Genomic DNA, 17,610 nt, shown 5'->3' on the forward strand with positions numbered 1-17,610 from the left:
CGCCGGGGATGGATTCTCATCCGCTAACCTAGTAACCAACAAGGAGAGGAGTATGAAGCTTAAAGGTCTGTTGATAGCCGTCTTGCTGCTGGTCGGTGCGACCTCGGCATTCGCGGTGGATGCGACGCTTAACGTCGGGGATGGGTTTTACACCGCCGGCGGAACGGTCACGGTGCCTATAGTGCTGAAGACCAACGGGAACAACGTTTCGGGCGTCGCACTGGACGTGAAGTACAACACGACGCTCCTCTCGGCGCCGGTCGGGACGCTCGGCGTAGCGGCGAACAGTGCGAAGAAGGCGCTCTACAGCAACGTGCTGACCCCTGTCGGCACTGAGGGCACCTATCGCATACTCATCGTCGGGGGCATGATCGAAAGTTCGAGCTATCCCAACGGCGGGATCATGACCGACAAAACCGATGCCGGAACCAGCGGACTCATGACCGATGGCGTGGTCGCCCTTGTCAAGTTCACCGTTGCCAACACCGCCAGTGGTGCAGTCACGGTACAGACCACTCCCGGCGCTACCGATCCCCTGGCGAACGCAGTGACCGTCACCGGGGCGGTAACCGACATGGTGGCCGGGGTAGCCGGCGATTGCAACGGGGACGGCAATGTTAACGTCTTCGACATAGTCAACACCGTCAATATCATTTTCAACAAGCCAGGTTTCACCTTCAATAAAAGATGTGACATCAACATGGTGAACGGCGTCTGGAACCCGGATGGCGGGGCCAACATTTTCGACATCGTCGCACTGTCCAATGTCATCCTCGGCAAGTGGAATCTCCCCGACCCCAAACCTTAAACGGAGGTTATAAGATGAAAAGATGGCTTATTCTGCTGTGTGCGCTGTTCTCTTTATACAGCCCGCAGTCATTGCTGGCGGCTACCGCAGCCCTGACCATTGGCACTGTGCAGGGCACTGCCGGCCAGAGCGCCTCTGTGCCTGTGAGCATCAACAACGGAGGAGCGCAGGTAAGCGGTCTTCAGTTGCAGATCGCTTTCGACCCGACGAAGTACTCCGCGCTGCCGACGGTAACTAAGGGCGCTGCCGCCACCGTGACGGGTATCGCATTCTCCTCGAACGTGTCCGCCAGCGGGACCATCACCATCCTGGCTTACGCGGACGGCTCTGTTGACGGTGCCGTGATCGCCAACGGGACTGTGGCCAGCCTGAGTTTCCCTGTGAAATCCGATGCCGTCGGCACCTTGCCCATCACCTTCGGCACGGCTCCCCTGGTAAGCGATCCGCTCGGCGCCGCTGTCAGCGTCACGTCCACCAACGGCGGTATCACCGTACCCGATACGGCGGCCCCGACGGTTTCGGCCTTCACCATCCCGACCACCTCAACCTCCAGGACCATTACCAACATCGCCATTACCGCGACCGACAACCTTGCCGTCGCCGCATACAACGTTTCCGAGAGTGCCACCGTACCCACAACCGGCTGGAGCACTACCGTTCCGACGCAGTACAACGTTACCGCAAGCTTGTCGACCGGCGTGGCCAAGAGTGTCACTCTCTACGGTTGGGCTAAGGACGCCGCAGGCAACGCCGCGTACAAGACCGCAGCGGTCACCATCACGCTGCCCGACACCACTGCTCCGACCGTCACCGGCGTAACCATCCCCGCGACCTCGACCACGCTTCAGGTTGCCGTCTCCGGTTTCACCGCGACGGACACCGTTGGCGTTACCGGCTACCTGCTGACCGAGACCTCGGGCACCCCGGCTCTGACCGACAGCAACTGGAAGACGAGCGGTACCGCATGGACCAGCTTCACCTTCTCCTCGGGCGGGGCCAAAACCCTCTACGCCTGGGCCAAGGACGCTGCGGGCAACATCTCCACCGCGCTGACGAGGAACATCACCATCACCCTGCCGGACGCAGAAGCGCCGGTGGTCTCCGCCTTCACCGTCCCGGCTACCTCCATTACGACTGTCATCCCGGTCAGCACCTTCACCGCGACCGACAACAAGGCGGTAACCGGCTACCTCGTGACCCAGAGCTCCACCAAGCCCACCGCCGCCACGGCCGGCTGGACCACCACCGCGCCCACGAGCTACACCGTGACCGGCACCATATCGCAGGGTGTGGCCACGAACGTCACCCTTTACGGTTGGGCGAAGGACGCTGCAGGCAACGTCTCCGCCGGTGTGAGCGACGTAGTCGCCATCACCCTCCCCGACACCACTAAGCCCGTGGTCGGCACCTTCACCGTTCCCGCCACCGCAACCAGTGCGACGGTAACCGTGTCCGTGGCAGCGACCGACAACCTGGCCGTCACCGGTTACCTGGTCAACGAGAGCGCTACCGCTCCGGCGGCCGACGCAACCGGCTGGACCGCTAACGCCCCGACCAGCTACACCTTCACCAGCCTCCCGCAGGGGACCACCAGCAAGACCCTTTACGCTTGGGCGAAGGACGCCGCAGGCAACGTGTCGCTCAGCAAGAGCGCGTCTGTTTCCATCACCCTGACCGGCCCGAGCCTGACCCTGACCGGCATGCTCGCCGACGGCGCGACTACCAAAAATGTGGCCCTCACCGTGGCCGGCACAGTAACCGGCACCTCGCTTTCGGGCCTCACCGTGAAGGTGAACTCCGGCGCTGCGCAGAGCATCACCTACGATCAGAACGGCGCGTTCTCCACCGCTGTCACCCTCGCGGAAGGGGCCAACACCGTCGTAGTAACCGCCACCGACGCCAACGGCCAGACTTCGGTGACCAGGAACATCACCTACAACCCGAACGCCGCCGACCTCGCGGTGACAACGCCGGCTGCCGACAGCTTCGTCAAGAGCTCTCTCGTTGACGTTACCGGTACGGTCGGCGCGCCGCAGACTACCACGCTGACCATCGCGCTTAACGGCGGCACCGCGGCGCCTGTCGCCCTGAACGGCGGCAACAGCTTCACTTACCAGCTGACCCTCGTGAAAGGGGTCAACACTATCGTGGTCACCGCTACCGACACGGTGAACGGACCGCACACCCAGTCCATCACCGTCACCTACGACCCGGATGCGCCGGTCCTCGCAGTCACCGCACCGGCGGACTCCTTCGCCACCGCCAAGTCGAGCGTAACGTTCAGCGGTACCGTGACCGATGCCCTCACCGCCCCGGCTCTCGTAGTCAAACTCGACGGCACGAACATCCCGACCCAGCCCGTGGTGGGCACCAACGGTTCTTTCAGCGCAACCATGGATCTGCCGACCGTGAAGACCTACACCGTCACGGTAACCGCCACCGACGAGTCGGGCAACAGCTCCACGGTGACCCGCACCGTCATCAGGAAGAACCCGAGCGGCAACGTGACCGACGGCGTTTCTGCTCCGACCATCACCGACGTTCAGAACGTGCTCAAGTTCGCCCTCGGGCTCGCAACCGCAACCGCCGATCAGAAGACCAACGTCGACGTAGCCCCGCTCGTCAGCGGCAAGCCGGCCCCGGACGGGGCGGTGGACGCAGGCGACGCCCTGGTGATCCTCGAGAAGATCACCGGTGCCGTCAGCTGGCAGTAGGCCATCAATAACTAACAGGAGAGAAACCTATGAAAATCTGGAAAGGACTATTCGTTGCAGCTCTTCTGATGCTCACTGCAGCCTGCGGTGGCGGCGGTGGTGGAAGTAAATCCACCACGGTCACCGGGGTCGCGGCCGCCGGTGTCATCAAGGGGGGGACCGTGAAGGTCTTCGCCCCTTACAGCAGCGCAACCGAAGCCGACAAGAAGCAGATCGGCGCCACGGCAACCACCGATGCGACCACCGGCCGCTACACCGTCAACCTGGGGAGCTACACCGGTCCGGTGATCGTCGAAGTGTTCGGCAGCTACACCGATGAGGCGACCAACCAGACCGCCACCATCCCGTCCACCGCCCCGCTGCGCGCCATGGCGGTCACCACCTCGGGGACGGTCGATATCGCCGTCACGCCGCTCACCGAGCTCGCTGCACGGCAGGCGGTCACCCTTTCCGGTGGCCCCGGCAAAAAGGTCACTGCCGCCAACATCGGCACCGCCAACGCCCAGGTCTCGGATCTGTTCAAAGTGAAAGACATCATCGCTACCCAGCCGCTCGACGCTGGCGCGCCGCTTGCCGGGACCGCGGACCAGAAGAACTACACACTGGTGCTCGCCGCGCTCTCACAGGTGGGGAACGACCCGACGAAGCTCGCCACAACGCTGAACACGGTTGCCGCCGGCATCAACACCTCCGGTGTCATGACCGATGCCGTGGCGACCAGCATCACCGATGCGCTCGACGCCTTCGTGACTAACACCAATAACAAGACCGGGATCACCGCTACGACGATGCCCGGCGAGCTGGCCGATATCGGCGCGACCACGGTGACGCTTACCATGGCCCTTACCGGAACCGGCGTGAAGAGCGTGCAGACCGACATCACCCTGCCCGCCAACGTGAGCGTTGAGACCGACAACACCGGCGCCTTTGCTTCCGGTGTGCTGACCAACCTGATCGGCGGGACCAACGTCTCCCTCGTCGGGAGCGAGCTCACCGCAAGCAGCGTGCGCGTGATCTTCAACCGGGCAGACGCGACGCCGATGCCGGCCGGGGATATCGCCACCGTGAAGTTCATGGTGGCCCCGGGTGTAGCCGTACCCGCCGCTACCGCCTTCACCACCGCCAACACCATGCTGAAGGACGCGAACGGTGCGGTAGTGACCGGCGCAAACCTCACCCTCGTCAAACGCTAGCGAGGTGGCCTTCGGGCCTGAACCTGCCGCAGTACAAAAAAGGACCTTCCCTGCCGGGAAGGTCCTTTTTTATTTGTTCATTGACGGAACTGGGGCCACGGGGGATTTTGCAAAGGGGGGACGTGATGACATGCTCAGGGCTTCGAGACCAGCGCACAGACGTTTCCTAGTATTTCCTGAGATCCTTGCCCAGGGGGGCCCGGAATGGCAACGAAATTAGGGATCAACGCCTCTTACGGAATCGAAAAAAAAGAGGGGCCCTGATGGGCCCCTCTTTTATGCTGCTGCGATGACCTGCGTCTTTACTGGTCTTCGTCGAGCACCAGTCCCCTGGAGAACACGATGTTCTCGAAGGTGCGCTTCAGGCTCTTGCTGGTGAAACTCGGCATGATGTTGCCGGGGAATATGCTGATGTCGGCACCGTTCTTCAGCTTGGTGACGGGAATGGCGGCCCAGGTCTTGCGCCCGTCCTTCTCAAGGCAGACGTAGGTGTAGCCGTTGGAGTCAAGGGTCTCAACGACCTTCCCGGAGAGAACCGGCTGGTAGGCCGGCTTGGCCTCAGCGGCAGGCTGTTCCATCGGCGGGTGGTTTGCCGGCATCGCACCGGCAGCCTTGGCGTCACCCGCAGCCTGGTTGAGGGCAGGGTGGTTGGTGGGCATACCGGCCGTCTGCCCCGCGGGATCCTTTTGCTGCGGCACTGCGTAGGGTTTGCCACCTTTGACCCCGGCGGAAAAATGGATGTACGGGAACGTGCGCCCGAGCGTCATGCTCTTGAAATTCACCATGTCGATCCCCGGAACCAGGGCGATCTGCTCACCGGTCTTCACGTCGGACAGGGGGATGGCGGACCACGTGCTGCGTCCGTCCTTCTCGATGAGGAGGTAGGTGTAGGAATCGACGTTCACCATATCCACTACTTTCCCCTCCAGCACCGGTTCCGGTACCGGTGCCTCTGCGGGAGCACTCTGCGGCTCGCGTGCCACGCGTGCGTTCTTTGTGGTCCCTGCGCAACCGGTCATTGCAGCCACGGCCACAAGGCCAACGGCGATTCTCATAGCAGTTTTCTTCATTCAATGCTCCTTCTCTGGTTAAATGGGACCGGCCGGTGTAAGTACCGTAAGAGACGGGTGACCGGCGACACGCCCACTATTTTTACCTCATTTCCACTATTTTTAAAAGATTATTGTGCCGCCGGCGTTTTTCTGATGCCTGCACTTCGCTGCTTTCATTTCCGGCGTTTATGTCTCAGCGCTCGTTCTTTCTGAAGCAGATCCCGATCCCGAATTTTTATGACAATTCCCTCGCCATCCATGCAGCGAACTCGTGCCGAGAGGAGGCGACGGACGGGCAGTTCAGATTTTGCTCACCTTTGCCCTTGCGGCTGCACACCCCTCGTTGCCGGTACTGCCAGCACCTGCGCAGCGACCCGTCCTGGGCCGGTGCGCCTGCTGCCGCAGACTCCCTGTGCCGAGGCGGGCGTGGCGATGGGCGCCTGCCGGGATGCTGGGGGAGGGGGGGATTCCCCGGCTTCACGGGCTGGGGAGCGGGAGGAGAAAAAATAGGTCGGCCAAAAGTGTGCAGCTCTTGAACAGGAGGTTTTTGAAAACAGAATTCATCGCCTCAAAAATCTTAGCAAAAATATGTAATAATTCTTGCAGCTTATAAGTTTTTTGTCGGCGTGCCACGTTCCGGTATCCCCCTTGTAATGGGTAAGTCAAACACCCAAGGAGGTAACGGAACATGCGAGCTAACAAAAGAACTAACAAAATCGTGCTGACGGCCGCTGTTGCGATGACCCTTTGCTCTGCCATCACCCAAGTGAACGAATCGGCGGCTTTCCAGCCCATCGGTGTGGCTTCCCGCGGTAACGGCGAAACCTGCGCGCTGACCCTGCAGATGCAGAACAAGCAGTTCAAGGTGCGTTACATGCAGAAGGTGGCACAGTATCAGGACGGCGCGGCCCCGAAGGTGGCAAGCGTCGAGGAGATGTACCAAAACATCGAACCGGCCTCCTTCTTCCCCGATGATAACGAGCCCGTTTCCAACACCATCGGTGTTGATCCTTTGAGCCTCGACTGCCTCGGTTGCCACGACGGCTCCAGGGCAAGCGACGTCACCATCAACCTCAAGAACGACCCGTTCCGGCGCCAGCAGATGCGGGGCTCTGCGAAGGATCACGCGATCGGGATGGATTACGCAGCCTATGCATCCAACCCCCGCGATTTCAAACCGGTCTTCGGCAATCCGAAAATGGTCTTTGTGGACGGCAAGGTCGGCTGCCTCACCTGCCATGATCCCGCCAACCAGGAACGCGGCCACCTCGTCATGAGCGACCGTCGCAGCGCTCTCTGCCTCACCTGCCACAACAAGTAACAAAAAAAGCGGCGCGGGAATCTTCCCCGCGCCGCCTCTTCTCTGCAATGACTTTACCCTTTTAGGGCGGGGTCACCTCGATGGTGGCCCTTCTGTTTTTCGACCTTCCTTTTTCCTCTCTGTTACTCTCGACCGGCAGACGGCATCCGAAGGCCTGCTCGGTAAGCTTCACCTTCACCCTGCCGATCTTCTTGACGAGCGCCTGCTTTACGCTGATCATGCGCGCTCTCGATAGGTCGACGTTCCTGTCTGAAGTACCGTTGCGGTCTGTGTGCCCTTCGATGTGCACCTCGCTTCCGGGGTGCTTCTTGACGTAGGCGACGATCCTGTTGATCTCGGTCATGAACTGCGGCTTTATCACGGCACTGCCGTTGTCGAAGAAGATGGTCGCCGACGGTTTCTTCAGTACCCGCTGTTTCTGCGTCGCCGGAGGATCGACGGGGCAGAGGATGGATTCGATCATCTCCTGCGAGGACGCGTCGGGAAGCGGTGCCGCGAACGGCTCGGCAAGTTCGACCTTCACCGGTACCCGCGTCTGCGGGGCGGGCTCGGGCTGGGGCGGCGCCTCGACCGGTTTCGCAGCGGCGGCTACCGTCTCCTGCGGCGCTTCGGCCTTGGCTTGCTCCGGTTGGTTCAACAGACCGGTGACCGCGGCGATTGGTGCTGCGATAACCGCGGCGGGAAGCGGAACCTGCGCCGGTGTCTCCGGCTCGGCCGGTTTCTCGGGTGCCTTCTTGCCCGGTTCCTGCGGCTTGTCGAAATCGATGATCGGGACGGCGGGTGCCGCGGTCCCTTTTCTGTCCGCCGGGGGAGGAGGAGGCAGCGGCAAGCGCCTGATCTTCGTGTCGCGGTCCATGAGGAAGCTGAGGCCGAGCATGTACTGGAAGTCGTTGCGGCTTCCGACGTTGAACAGGATGTTCTGGCGCACGTCCATCCTAAGGGCCAGGTACTCCGTGAGGAAGTACTTCATCCCGCCGCCCCAGGCCAGTAGCGGGGATCCCTCGGTCGTGGTGGGGCGCTCGATCACCATACCTCCGGCGCCGACGGCGAGAAAGGGGACCAGGCGCTTACGGGGGAGAAACGGATAGATCGCGTCGATCCTCATCAGGTAGGCGCGGGCCTTGGTGTTGTCCTTGGACGAAGTTGCGGAGGCGTAGGAGAGCCCCCCCTCGATGCCGAGGCTGTCCACTATGCTGGTGCCGACGATGTCGTAGCCGAACCTGATGTCGTACACGAGGCTGTGGCTCAGGTCATCCTGCCCGGAGAACTTAAGGCCGCCGGCGGAGACGTTAAAGGTGTAGTCGTGCGGGGTCTCAGCCGCCAGAACCTGTGACGTGTCGGCCAGCGCAGCGAGGAAAAGCAGGGCGCATGCCGCGGCCCTGACCCTTGATACCGGTTTTTTAACGGTTTTTTGCATAGGTGGCACTCTGTGGATGGTTATCTGCAAAAAAAATGTTCAAGGCGCGTTTCCGCGCGCCATGTCACACGTATTTCTCGATGAGCTCCTCGAGGATCTCGCCGATGGTGGTTCTGCGGTAGGCGGAGGCGATCTTCAGCTTCAGGTGCAGGTCCTGGCGGATGTTGGCGGTAAGCCGTACGTCCCCCTCCGGTACGAGCCCCGAGACCCCCTTCGGCGCCGCTTTCGAGAGGGGCGTCTTCTTCCGCCCGGGGGCGGCTCCCTTTCTGGGGCTGGGGGACTTTGCGGGCGCCTCGCGTACCGTGGAGGCAGGGCTTTTCTGAAGCGCTTTGGGAGCGGGTTGCGCTGCCTGCATGGCCGGAGCAGGGGGAGGGACCGGCGCGGGGGCTGCCTCGAAGAGCCCCATCTGGTTTTCCATATCGGACATAGGTGTTCCTTTGCGAAAAATCCCCGGCACTATAGCAAGCAACCCCTTGCCGGGGCAACTGTTTTTCGGCCTCAGGCGGCAGCGGATCAAGGCATCCTCGTCGGAAGCAGTCTCACCCAGGGAGAAAGTAACGGCGTGCGCGTCGCATCGACCTCGAAGGGCCTTTGACCGGGCGCTTTCGCCGCCGTGTCTGCCGGGATACGGCTAAGGGGACTGGCGCCGTTTCGTTAGCTCGGCGTAGGAAGACTCGATGCGCTCCAAAATCGCCTCCATGCTGAAGTTTGCGGTGACGAAGTCGTGGCCGCTTTGAGCCAGGCGCCACCTTTTGCCTTCGTCTTGCAGCAGTGCGATCACCGCGTCGGCGAAAGACTCGGGGGTGTCCGCCACCAGCAGATGCACTCCCGGAGAGGCGTTGATCCCCTCGTTGCCGATGCTGGTGGTGACCACCGGGGTGCCTGCGGCCATTGCGTCGAGAATTTTAACGATGATGCCGCCGCCGGTAAGTATGGGGGCGACGAATACCGAGGCACTCTTGTAAACCGGATCGGTATCCTCGACGAACCCGGTGACCTTGGTGCCGGGATCGGTCTCTGCCAGCCGCAAAAGCTCGTCGGGAGGGCCATAGCCTGCGATGACGAATTCCGCCCCTGGAAACTCGCGGCGCACGAGCGGCAGCACGCGAGAGTGGAACCACAGCGCAGCCTCCACGTTCACCGGCCGGTACCGGTACGAGGCGAGAAAGAGCAGGCGCTCGGGGATCCTCGGATAGCTGACATCGGTTACGTCCATTCCGGCCGGAATGGGAACGGTCGAGACGTCCAAGCGCGGCGCGAGTTCCAGCAGATAGCGCCGGTCGAATTCGGACATGGTGAAGATCCGGTCGAAGCGTGACATGATGGCGCGTTCCACGCCACACACCAAACGCCAGCGCAGGGCGTGCCAAAGTCTTGCCGCACCGCGGGAGCGCTCGAAGGCGCGCCGTGCCGGCTTGGTGATGACGTCGTGGGCGTCGAGCACCATCGGGGTGCTCCCGCGCCGGATAAAGAGGGCGGTCTCCACCCATTCGACCTGCACGAGATCGTAGTTGCCGGTGCGGATGAGCCGGTCGGCGAAGCGGCTGAAGGCGAGGTAGTTGGCGACAAGGCGCAGTGACCCTAAAATTCCCCTGCGGGAGATGCGCGGGTAGCTGAAGGGATGTATGCGGGCGCAGTAGGGGGCCAGCTCGGCGAGGGATGCTTCCTCCCCCTCTTCGAACCGGGTGGCAAGGTGGATCTCGTGCCGTTCCGAGAGCCGGCGCAGCAGCTCATTGACGTAGCGTCCCCCGGCATGATAGGCGTTTTGCTGTGGCAGGAACAGGGAAACGAACAGGATCTTCATGGCGGGGCGTGCTCCGCGGGGCGGCGCATGGACGCCCGGGTGATGTTCTCTGGGGCAACAGATTAACCCGATTGCGGCGCATTGGTAAAGCTAAATCTCTGAGGGGAGAGCGTCGGAGTTGTTGACACTCCGGGGTCCCCATTTAGAATGTTTAATTGTGCAGGCAAGTCACAACGACGCGGAGAAAGACATGAATCCGGATCTGACAAGGTTGACCCCGGGACAGAAGCTGATGAAGCAGGCGATCCACGAGATCGACGATTATTTCGGCGAGGGAGTGGCCTTCAAGAACATCGATTTCCTGGGAGAGTACATGCAGGCCCTTGCCATCCTAGAGCTCAAGGAGACGCTCAGGAACAAGCTGTAGGGCGCCACCTCGCCAGGGTCACACGGACGGCGGGAGTGTTTTCGGAAGCGAGAACCAGAAGCTCGCGCCGCCGTCCACGGTTCCTTCGGCCCAGACGCGTCCTCCGTGTCTCAGCACGATGCGCTGAACGATGGCGAGCCCAACACCGGTGCCCTCGAACTCCTCGTTGGCGTGCAGGCGCTGGAACAGCCCGAACAGCTTGTTGGCGTAGGCCTCGTCAAAGCCGACGCCGTTGTCCTTCACGAAGATGTCGGTTTCCTCTTTCAGTTCCAGTGAACCAACGGCGATTCTCGCCACCTCTCTGCCGCGCGTGAACTTGACGGCATTGCCGATCAGGTTGATAAGCACCTGCCGCAGCATCGCCGCGTCGCCGAGCACCACCGGAAGCGCGGTCACGTCCCACTCGATCTTTCTGTCCTGCACGTCCGTCTGCAGGTCCGCCACGATCTCACGCACCAAAAGACCCAAGTCCACCCACCCCTTCATCATGTCGCTGCGCCCCATGCGGGAAAAGGCGAGCAGGTCGTCGATCAGCATCCCCATCCTCGTGGCGGCGCCGCTGATCACCTCGAGGTAGTGCCTGCTCTTGTCGTCGAGATTGGTCCCCCCCTTCACGTTCAACAGGTCGACGAAACCGATGATGTGCCTTAAGGGCGCGCGCAGGTCATGGGAAACCGAGTAGCTGAAGGATTCCAGCTCCCGGTTGGTCGCGGCGAGCTGGTCCAACTGGTTCCTGAGGGTGAGGTTCAGTTCCAGGATCTTCGCCTCACCCTGCTTTTGCAACGTGATGTCGCGGATTACGGCGAAGACCCAGGTGGCGTCCTGCGCCGCGATCGGGTTCAGCATGATGTCGACCGGGATCTCCGCGCCGTTTTTGTGGCGCCCGTAGAGCTCGAGGCCTATCCCCATCTTGCGGGCCCGCGGGTCGCCGAAGTAGTTGCGCAGGTGCTGGCGGTGGCGTTTGTGGAAGCGCTTCGGGATGAGGAGCTCGATGCGCTGCCCAAGCATCTCCTCGCGCATGTAGCCGAAGATCACCTCGGCCTGCTGGTTCACCTTGCGGATCACCCCGCCGCCGTCCACGACGACGACGGCGTCCGGCGCCGTCTCGAAGAGGCGTTCCAACATGTTGCGGCTTTTAGTCATCGCCTCTTCCGAGGCGCGCCGCTCCGTGTTGTCGTGGAGGATGAGGGAGTAGCCCAAAATGCCGCCGGTATCGTCCTTGAGCGAGGTGAGCGCGATGGAGGCCCAGAAACGGCTGCCGTCCTTGCGAAGCCGCCACCCCTGCAGCTCCAGGCTCCCCAACGACCCCGATACCGTCAGTTCCCGCTGTGGTGCGCCGGACTTCACCTCTTCCTTCGGATGCAGCAGGGAGTAGTGCCGTCCCAGAACCTCGTCCGGCTGATACCGGGTTATCCGCTGGGCTCCACTGTTCCAGGAGGCGATCTCCCCTTTGGCGTCCAGAAGGACGAGGGCATAATCCCTTACCTGCTCTGCCATAAAACGGAATAGCTGGTCCCTTTCCGGCGTCGATGCCTGGGGTGAGCCAGCGGCCTTCTTTTCCATGTCATCTTTGTCTGTCATGACGTCCGCCCCGCCGTTTCTTGCCGCCGCCAGTGCGCGCGGGCATTTGCTATCTTGCCGGGACCACCGTAACGAAGCTCTGCATCCAGTCTATGCCGCCCCCCTTGTCAGCGTCGCCGCCGTCGTTGCCAGAGTATTTGTAGGTGAAGCGCAGCCGCTCGCCTGCGGTGACGGTTACGGGGAGCTTGACGGTGAAATCGGCGCTATGGTCAAGAGGCAGGTCGCTTGGAATGATGTAGGTCACGCCGCGCGTGATTTCCTTTCCGGCTGAGTCAAGGGGCACTACCCATATCTCCAGTCCGCGCATCATGTAATAGCGGACGTTTTTCACGATACCCTGCACGACGGTACCACCGTCGGAAGGTTTCACTTCCCATCCCATGACGACATCGAACTGGTTGTACCGCTGCGGCATGGACTGCAGGCGCTGCTGCTGCGGGTTCGGGGTCGGATAAGTCGCGCAGGCGGAGAGAAGGGCTGCTGCTAATGAAAGAATGATTGCCGGTCTTCTCATGATTTGTCCTCCTTTTTACCAGTGCCTATTTTACGCTAGGGGATGGTAATGCACAATGCGGGGGGCGGAAATGAGAGGCCAAAAGAGGGGGGGAGGGTAGTGATGGTAACAGGCCGGGAGGGGGGTCCCCTCCCGGCAGTTGCACGAGTCGGCAACTTCGTTCGTGGCTAGCGCTCCTGCTCGAGGCACATGCCGCCTAAGCCGCGCCCCTTCTTGAGCTCATTGAACTTCGCTGCCTGCTCCGGCGTCAGCAGGGCCAGGACCTGTTTCGCGACCGCTGCACGCGCCACGGCGAGATCAGCCTGCAGTGCGGCGACCTTGGCGGACTGGGCTCTGATCGCCCCCTCGTCGGCACTGCCTGAGTGCACGAGGTCCCGGAGTGCGCGGCGCTCGGTTCCGAGGGCTTCGAACGTCGGTTTGTTTTTCTGCCGCTCCGCCTCGAAGAGCGTACGCACCTGCTGCTTCTGCGCGTCGGTCAGGCCGAGCTCGCGGGCCATCTTTCTGAACATCCCGCCGTGCCCCTTGTGTTTTTGCTGTTCGCATCCGCCCATGCGTCCATCTCCGCCGGCACCATAGCCGGCAAAGGCGCTCTGGCTTCCGAGGACGGTGGTGGCGGTAATGCAGGCAAATAGCATCAGGCGCTTCATTTGTCTTTTCATGTCGACGCTCCTTTGTATTTCGCTCTTTGTTATGATTTCTCTGTTGTTGCCGAAGATGGAAAGACTCTACCTGCCGAATGTGTAGACAATGTGGAAGAAGTGAGGAAATCACGGCAATGGTCACAGGAGGCGTCCGAACGCTCAAAGAAGTCAACACTCTTACTCACGGCGATTTTTTTTGCCTGTGGGGTTCTTGCCATCGCTTTAGGTATTGATAAAATATCTTAACGATGCTTGCGCGACGGACCAGTATCTCAAGGAGGGATAGGTATGAAGATTCCGGTTGTGTTTGCGGATGAAAGACGCGGACTGGTAAAGGCGGAGGAACTCCAGAAGCTGATAGATCAGGCGGCGATCGTCTCCTTCCTGCGTAGTGACGGCGAGTGCGTCCAGGTCGGTGTCGACAGCCTGCGGGGGATGGGGGGGCGGGTCTATCGCGGCCCCGAACGCAGGGGTAACGTGTTGTTCTGCTAAACTTTTCAGGTCCGCATGGCACAGGGCCGGCCCCCGCGGGAGCCGGCCTTTGCTTTTTCTTCAGTCGCAGTCCTCACCGCACACCTCTTTACCTGTTATACAAATCCGCCAATATTTTCAATTTTGCAAAACATGGTGCGCCCCTTTCGCATATTTGCGAAGCGCCTCGGCGGGTCCGTCTCTCCGGACCAAGCTGCTGATATCACGCATCATACAGGGAAAACGGTACCGGGAACTGGCGCGAACCGCTTTCGCCGTTGTGCGAAAAGGGGACGCGATGAAAAACCGCTCCGGGACGATGCGCTCCGTCGTAAGATGCCGTAAACACGGCAGAAGTGAAAAATATACAAAACTTTAAAACATTGGTATGCAGGTTGCTAAGGTCTCTGGCAAGAGTCGCAAATCCAACTATGGAGGTATAAAGGCATGGCACAAGCATCATCTAACAAGGGCTGGCAGGTAGTCTCCGCCGGAACCGGTATCAACCTGGCGCTCGGGGTGTTGTATGCCTGGAGTATCTTCAAGGGGGCCATCAAGTCGTCCATCGAAAAGGGCGGCCCCGATGCCTTCCAGTGGAGCTTAAGCTCCATCAACGATCCCTACGCACTCTGCTGTCTCGCCTTCGCCTTCTCCATGATCGTCGCGGGCAAATGCCAGGATAAGATAGGTCCCGCGAAGACCGCGCTGATCGGCGGCATCCTCGTTGGGGCGGGCTTCACCCTCATGGGTTACTCGAACAGCTACGCCGCCTGGGTCACCGGCTTCGGCGTCCTCGCCGGCTCCGGTTTCGGCTTCGGCTATTCCGCCGCCACACCGCCCGCGCTCAAATGGTTCTCCTCCAAGAAGACCGGCCTCATCGCCGGCATCGTGGTCGCCGGCTTCGGCCTGGCGCCGGTCTACATCGCGCCGCTTTCCAGCTATCTCCTGGGCGCCTACGGCATCCAGCAGTCCATGTACATCCTGGCGGCGGGCTTCGCCGTCATCGTCTGCGGTCTCTCCTTCGCCCTGGTGAACCCCCCGAAAGGGTACGTCCCGGCCGAGCCGGTAATGAAGGGTGAGGAGAAGGCCGCTCCGGCCAAGAAATCCGTGTACGACGCGACGGTCAGCGAGATGCTCAAGTCGCCGAAGTTCTACATGCTCTGGGCCACCTTCTTCATCGGCGCCGGCGCAGGCCTCATGGTGATCGGTTCCGTGGCCGGTCTCGCCAAGAAAAGCATGGGCCCCATGGCCTTCGTGGCGGTCGCCATCATGGCGATCGGCAACGCCTCGGGCCGCGTAGTGGCCGGTGTCCTCTCCGACAAGATCGGCCGCCGCGCCACCCTGACCATCATGCTCGGCTTCCAGGCCATCCTGATGTTCGCCGCGGTCCCCGTGGTCGGCTCCGGCTCCGCCGCGATGCTCGTCGTCCTCGCCTCCCTGATCGGCTTCAACTACGGCTCCAACCTCACCCTGTTCCCCTCCTTCGCAAAGGACTACTGGGGCTTCAAGAACTACGGCCTCAACTACGGCGTGCTCTTTAGCGCCTGGGGCGTGGGGGGCTTCGTCATGGGGCGCGTTTCCGAGATGATGAACGCACAGCCGGGCGGCCTGAACAAGTCCTTCATCCTCGCCGGCTCCTGCCTGGCCCTCGGCACCGTGATCACCTTCTTCCTGCGTGAGAAAAAAGCGGTCGAGGTCGAGGCCGCCGAGGTGGCAGGCGAGAAGGTCGCCGTCAAGGTTTCCGCCTAGGATGCTTTTCAACTGATGTTGTAAAAAAGAAGGGCCATGCGATTTCTGCATGGCCCTTCTTTGCGTGATGATGCTATTATGTCGCACCCGGCTGTAACAAAACACCGCCCCATCTGGAGATCCCCGTGTCCGGAGAAGATTCAGCCTTGGATACCAGCTACGTCACCATCATGCTGGTCGTCTTCCTCGTGGTGACAGGCCTTGCCATCGACATCGGCTACATGTACGTAAGCGAAGAGGATTTGCAGCATTCCGCCGAGATGGCGGCGTTGACCGGTGCCCAAAACGTCAAGCAGCGCTATCTCCAGCAGGCCCAGGCCGACCCTAAGCTACTTGCCGGGGTCGCAAGCGACCTGGTGCAGGCGCAGGCGCGCAGCGCCGCGGTCGATCTCGTCACCGGCAAGCACGACGCCGCCGCCCTGGTGGGACTCCTCAACAACAACGGCAACGCGCTCACCGGCGACAACGACATCACGGTTGGCTTCTGGAACATGAGTAGCCGCAGCTATACCCCGGGTGCCACCCCTGTGAACGCCGTGCAGGTGAGAACGAGGCGCACCGCCGAGAGCAGTTCGGTGGGCCTTGGCTCCCTGGGGACCTTCATCGCCAAGATCAGCGGTACCGACAGCTTCGGCACCACGCCGGTCGCCACCGCTGCCCTCGTCCCCGGCACCCGCGCCAACATCGCCATCTGCGGCGAGGCGACCCCCGCCTCCTGCACCTTCCCGGAGATTTGCAGCATCCCGGAGCGGCGCATGAGCCACGCTCCGTGGGACGCGCAGGGAAAAGGCGCCCTCGCGAGCCATTACCTGTACACCTCCCTTTTGCACCCGGTCACCCTCACCAACACCATGTCCGACCTCGTCTGCCAGGAAATGCCGGTCCAGGAGGTGTGCGGTCTCCCGATCTTCACCGCGGCAAGCGGCAGCGACACGATCCTGCGTGACATCAAGGCCATGATGTACGATCCGCAGGTGGATCGCTCCAACAAGGAGTACGACAAAAACGGGAGGCTTGTCGGGTGGTGGCTCATCGTTCCCGCAACCGACTGCTCCGCCTTCGAGCCCGGTGGCAGCTATCAGCAGCACACCGTGACGCGGTATGCGCTGGTGCGTATCAGCAGGATCTGCACGGCGGGGGCACCGGGATGCGGCAAGGCGCAGGCACAGGCGGACCAGCCGGCCAATACCTGTGTTCCCGGCGGGGAAGGGCTGTACATCGACCGTATCTCCAGCGTCGCCTGCAACGATCCCGGAAAGCGCCTCCTCCCGGGATTGCGGCCGGTACTGGTCGATTAGGAATGGTTGCCTAGGCGTGAGGTGCCCCATGGATCAGTGCCGGGAAGAGACCCCGCAGGAACTGCTGCAGGCGATCGAGGAGTTCAACTCCGGCGCCTGGTTTGAGTGCCACGAGACGCTCGAAGAACTCTGGGTGGGGTCCAAGGGGGAGATGCGGGACTTCTACCAGGGGGTGCTGCAGATAGCCGTCGCGCTGCATCATTGGCGTAACGGCAACTTCAAGGGGGCCGAGGGGCTTTTGGAGCGCGCCTGCGAGATGCTGCGCCGGGTCTCCGCGGCATGCCAGGGGGTGGACGTAGCGCGGCTTGTGGAGGACGCGGGGGGGATGCGCGCGGCGCTTGTCTCCCTGGGGGCGGAGCGGATGGCCGAACTGGATCCCGCCCTGGTCCCGACGCTGCACCCGCCGCCCCGTACCGGGGACGCGCCCTGACCAAGGCCAAGACGCAAAAGAGCCGCCCACCTTTAAAGGGGGCGGCTCTTGATTTTTCAACCTGCGGAGCTACTTGAGCAGGGTGACCTTGCCGTCGTCGATGTCGTACTTGGCGGCGACGATCTTGATCTTCCCTTCCTGCACTTCCTTGGCGAGGAGCTTCGACCGCTTGGGAAGCTGGGCGGCAGCTGCGACCGGATGCCACGCGATATGTCCGCTAAGCGGCGTGATGGTTGACAAGGGGGAGCGC

At 61.8% G+C, this 17,610-nt stretch carries 17 protein-coding genes; 9 read left to right on the forward strand and 8 right to left on the reverse strand.

What is annotated here, in order from left to right; all coding sequences use genetic code 11:
- Nucleotides 1-52: 52 nt before the first annotated feature.
- Genes E4633_RS18675 through E4633_RS18685 form a run of 3 tightly spaced genes read left to right on the forward strand, consistent with a single transcriptional unit; the run spans nucleotide 53 to nucleotide 4,715 of the window.
- A complete protein-coding gene (locus E4633_RS18675; protein WP_135872585.1) occupies nucleotides 53-808 on the forward strand; it encodes a cohesin domain-containing protein in 756 nt (251 codons plus the stop codon).
- A 14-nt stretch (nucleotides 809-822) separates the two neighbouring features.
- Nucleotides 823-3,522: a beta strand repeat-containing protein gene (locus E4633_RS18680; RefSeq protein WP_135872587.1), complete on the forward strand. Its 2,700-nt coding sequence runs from the start codon at nucleotides 823-825 to the stop codon at nucleotides 3,520-3,522.
- A 29-nt stretch (nucleotides 3,523-3,551) separates the two neighbouring features.
- Nucleotides 3,552-4,715 (forward strand): hypothetical protein, encoded by a 1,164-nt coding sequence (locus tag E4633_RS18685; RefSeq protein ID WP_135872589.1) that lies wholly within the window; start codon nucleotides 3,552-3,554, stop codon nucleotides 4,713-4,715.
- A gap of 302 nt (nucleotides 4,716-5,017) precedes the next feature.
- Here E4633_RS18685 and E4633_RS18690 read toward each other — a convergent pair whose 3' ends face one another.
- Nucleotides 5,018-5,785, reverse strand: a complete 768-nt coding sequence (locus tag E4633_RS18690; RefSeq protein WP_135872591.1) for a hypothetical protein — start codon at nucleotides 5,783-5,785, stop codon at nucleotides 5,018-5,020.
- A gap of 670 nt (nucleotides 5,786-6,455) precedes the next feature.
- On the opposite strand from E4633_RS18690, the gene E4633_RS18695 reads away from it, so the two are divergent.
- A complete protein-coding gene (locus tag E4633_RS18695) occupies nucleotides 6,456-7,088 on the forward strand; it encodes a cytochrome c3 family protein (RefSeq protein ID WP_135872593.1) in 633 nt (210 codons plus the stop codon).
- 61 nt (nucleotides 7,089-7,149) lie between these two features.
- On the opposite strand, the gene E4633_RS18700 is transcribed toward E4633_RS18695, so the two are convergent.
- From E4633_RS18700 to E4633_RS18710, 3 genes are all read right to left on the reverse strand, one after another.
- A complete protein-coding gene (locus E4633_RS18700; RefSeq protein ID WP_135872595.1) occupies nucleotides 7,150-8,505 on the reverse strand; it encodes an OmpA family protein in 1,356 nt (451 codons plus the stop codon).
- Between the two features lie 64 nt (nucleotides 8,506-8,569).
- Nucleotides 8,570-8,932, reverse strand: a complete 363-nt coding sequence (locus E4633_RS18705) for a hypothetical protein (protein ID WP_135872597.1) — start codon at nucleotides 8,930-8,932, stop codon at nucleotides 8,570-8,572.
- 204 nt (nucleotides 8,933-9,136) lie between these two features.
- A complete protein-coding gene (locus E4633_RS18710; protein ID WP_135872599.1) occupies nucleotides 9,137-10,309 on the reverse strand; it encodes a glycosyltransferase family 4 protein in 1,173 nt (390 codons plus the stop codon).
- Nucleotides 10,310-10,499: 190 nt separating this feature from the next.
- Between E4633_RS18710 and E4633_RS20660 the strand changes: the two genes are divergently transcribed.
- Nucleotides 10,500-10,676, forward strand: a complete 177-nt coding sequence (locus tag E4633_RS20660) for a hypothetical protein (RefSeq protein WP_198419478.1) — start codon at nucleotides 10,500-10,502, stop codon at nucleotides 10,674-10,676.
- Nucleotides 10,677-10,694: 18 nt separating this feature from the next.
- Here E4633_RS20660 and E4633_RS18715 read toward each other — a convergent pair whose 3' ends face one another.
- From E4633_RS18715 to E4633_RS18725, 3 genes are all read right to left on the reverse strand, one after another.
- Complete coding sequence (locus E4633_RS18715; protein WP_135872601.1) at nucleotides 10,695-12,257, reverse strand: sensor histidine kinase; 1,563 nt, start codon at nucleotides 12,255-12,257, stop codon at nucleotides 10,695-10,697.
- A gap of 49 nt (nucleotides 12,258-12,306) precedes the next feature.
- Entirely contained in the window at nucleotides 12,307-12,771 is a 465-nt protein-coding gene (locus tag E4633_RS18720; protein ID WP_135872602.1) for an FxLYD domain-containing protein, read from the reverse strand.
- Nucleotides 12,772-12,938: 167 nt separating this feature from the next.
- Nucleotides 12,939-13,430 (reverse strand): Spy/CpxP family protein refolding chaperone, encoded by a 492-nt coding sequence (locus E4633_RS18725; RefSeq protein ID WP_135872604.1) that lies wholly within the window; start codon nucleotides 13,428-13,430, stop codon nucleotides 12,939-12,941.
- Between the two features lie 270 nt (nucleotides 13,431-13,700).
- Between E4633_RS18725 and E4633_RS18730 the strand changes: the two genes are divergently transcribed.
- From E4633_RS18730 to E4633_RS18745, 4 genes are all read left to right on the forward strand, one after another.
- Nucleotides 13,701-13,904, forward strand: coding sequence for a GSU3473 family protein (locus E4633_RS18730; RefSeq protein ID WP_135872606.1), 204 nt, complete (start codon nucleotides 13,701-13,703; stop codon nucleotides 13,902-13,904).
- A gap of 426 nt (nucleotides 13,905-14,330) precedes the next feature.
- On the forward strand, nucleotides 14,331-15,632 hold the full coding sequence (locus tag E4633_RS18735; RefSeq protein WP_135872608.1) for an L-lactate MFS transporter: 1,302 nt from the start codon (nucleotides 14,331-14,333) through the stop codon (nucleotides 15,630-15,632).
- Nucleotides 15,633-15,778: 146 nt separating this feature from the next.
- A complete protein-coding gene (locus E4633_RS18740; RefSeq protein WP_135872610.1) occupies nucleotides 15,779-16,930 on the forward strand; it encodes a pilus assembly protein TadG-related protein in 1,152 nt (383 codons plus the stop codon).
- Nucleotides 16,931-16,958: 28 nt separating this feature from the next.
- Nucleotides 16,959-17,360 carry a DUF309 domain-containing protein gene (locus tag E4633_RS18745; RefSeq protein WP_135872612.1) on the forward strand — a complete coding sequence of 134 codons (402 nt, stop codon included), beginning with the start codon at nucleotides 16,959-16,961 and terminating at the stop codon, nucleotides 17,358-17,360.
- A 69-nt stretch (nucleotides 17,361-17,429) separates the two neighbouring features.
- On the opposite strand, the gene E4633_RS18750 is transcribed toward E4633_RS18745, so the two are convergent.
- Nucleotides 17,430-17,600 (reverse strand): carbonic anhydrase, encoded by a 171-nt coding sequence (locus E4633_RS18750; protein WP_198419479.1) that lies wholly within the window; start codon nucleotides 17,598-17,600, stop codon nucleotides 17,430-17,432.
- Nucleotides 17,601-17,610: the final 10 nt, after the last annotated feature.

The sequence above is a fragment of the Geomonas terrae genome (assembly GCF_004791675.1).
Classification (GTDB): domain Bacteria; phylum Desulfobacterota; class Desulfuromonadia; order Geobacterales; family Geobacteraceae; genus Geomonas; species Geomonas edaphica.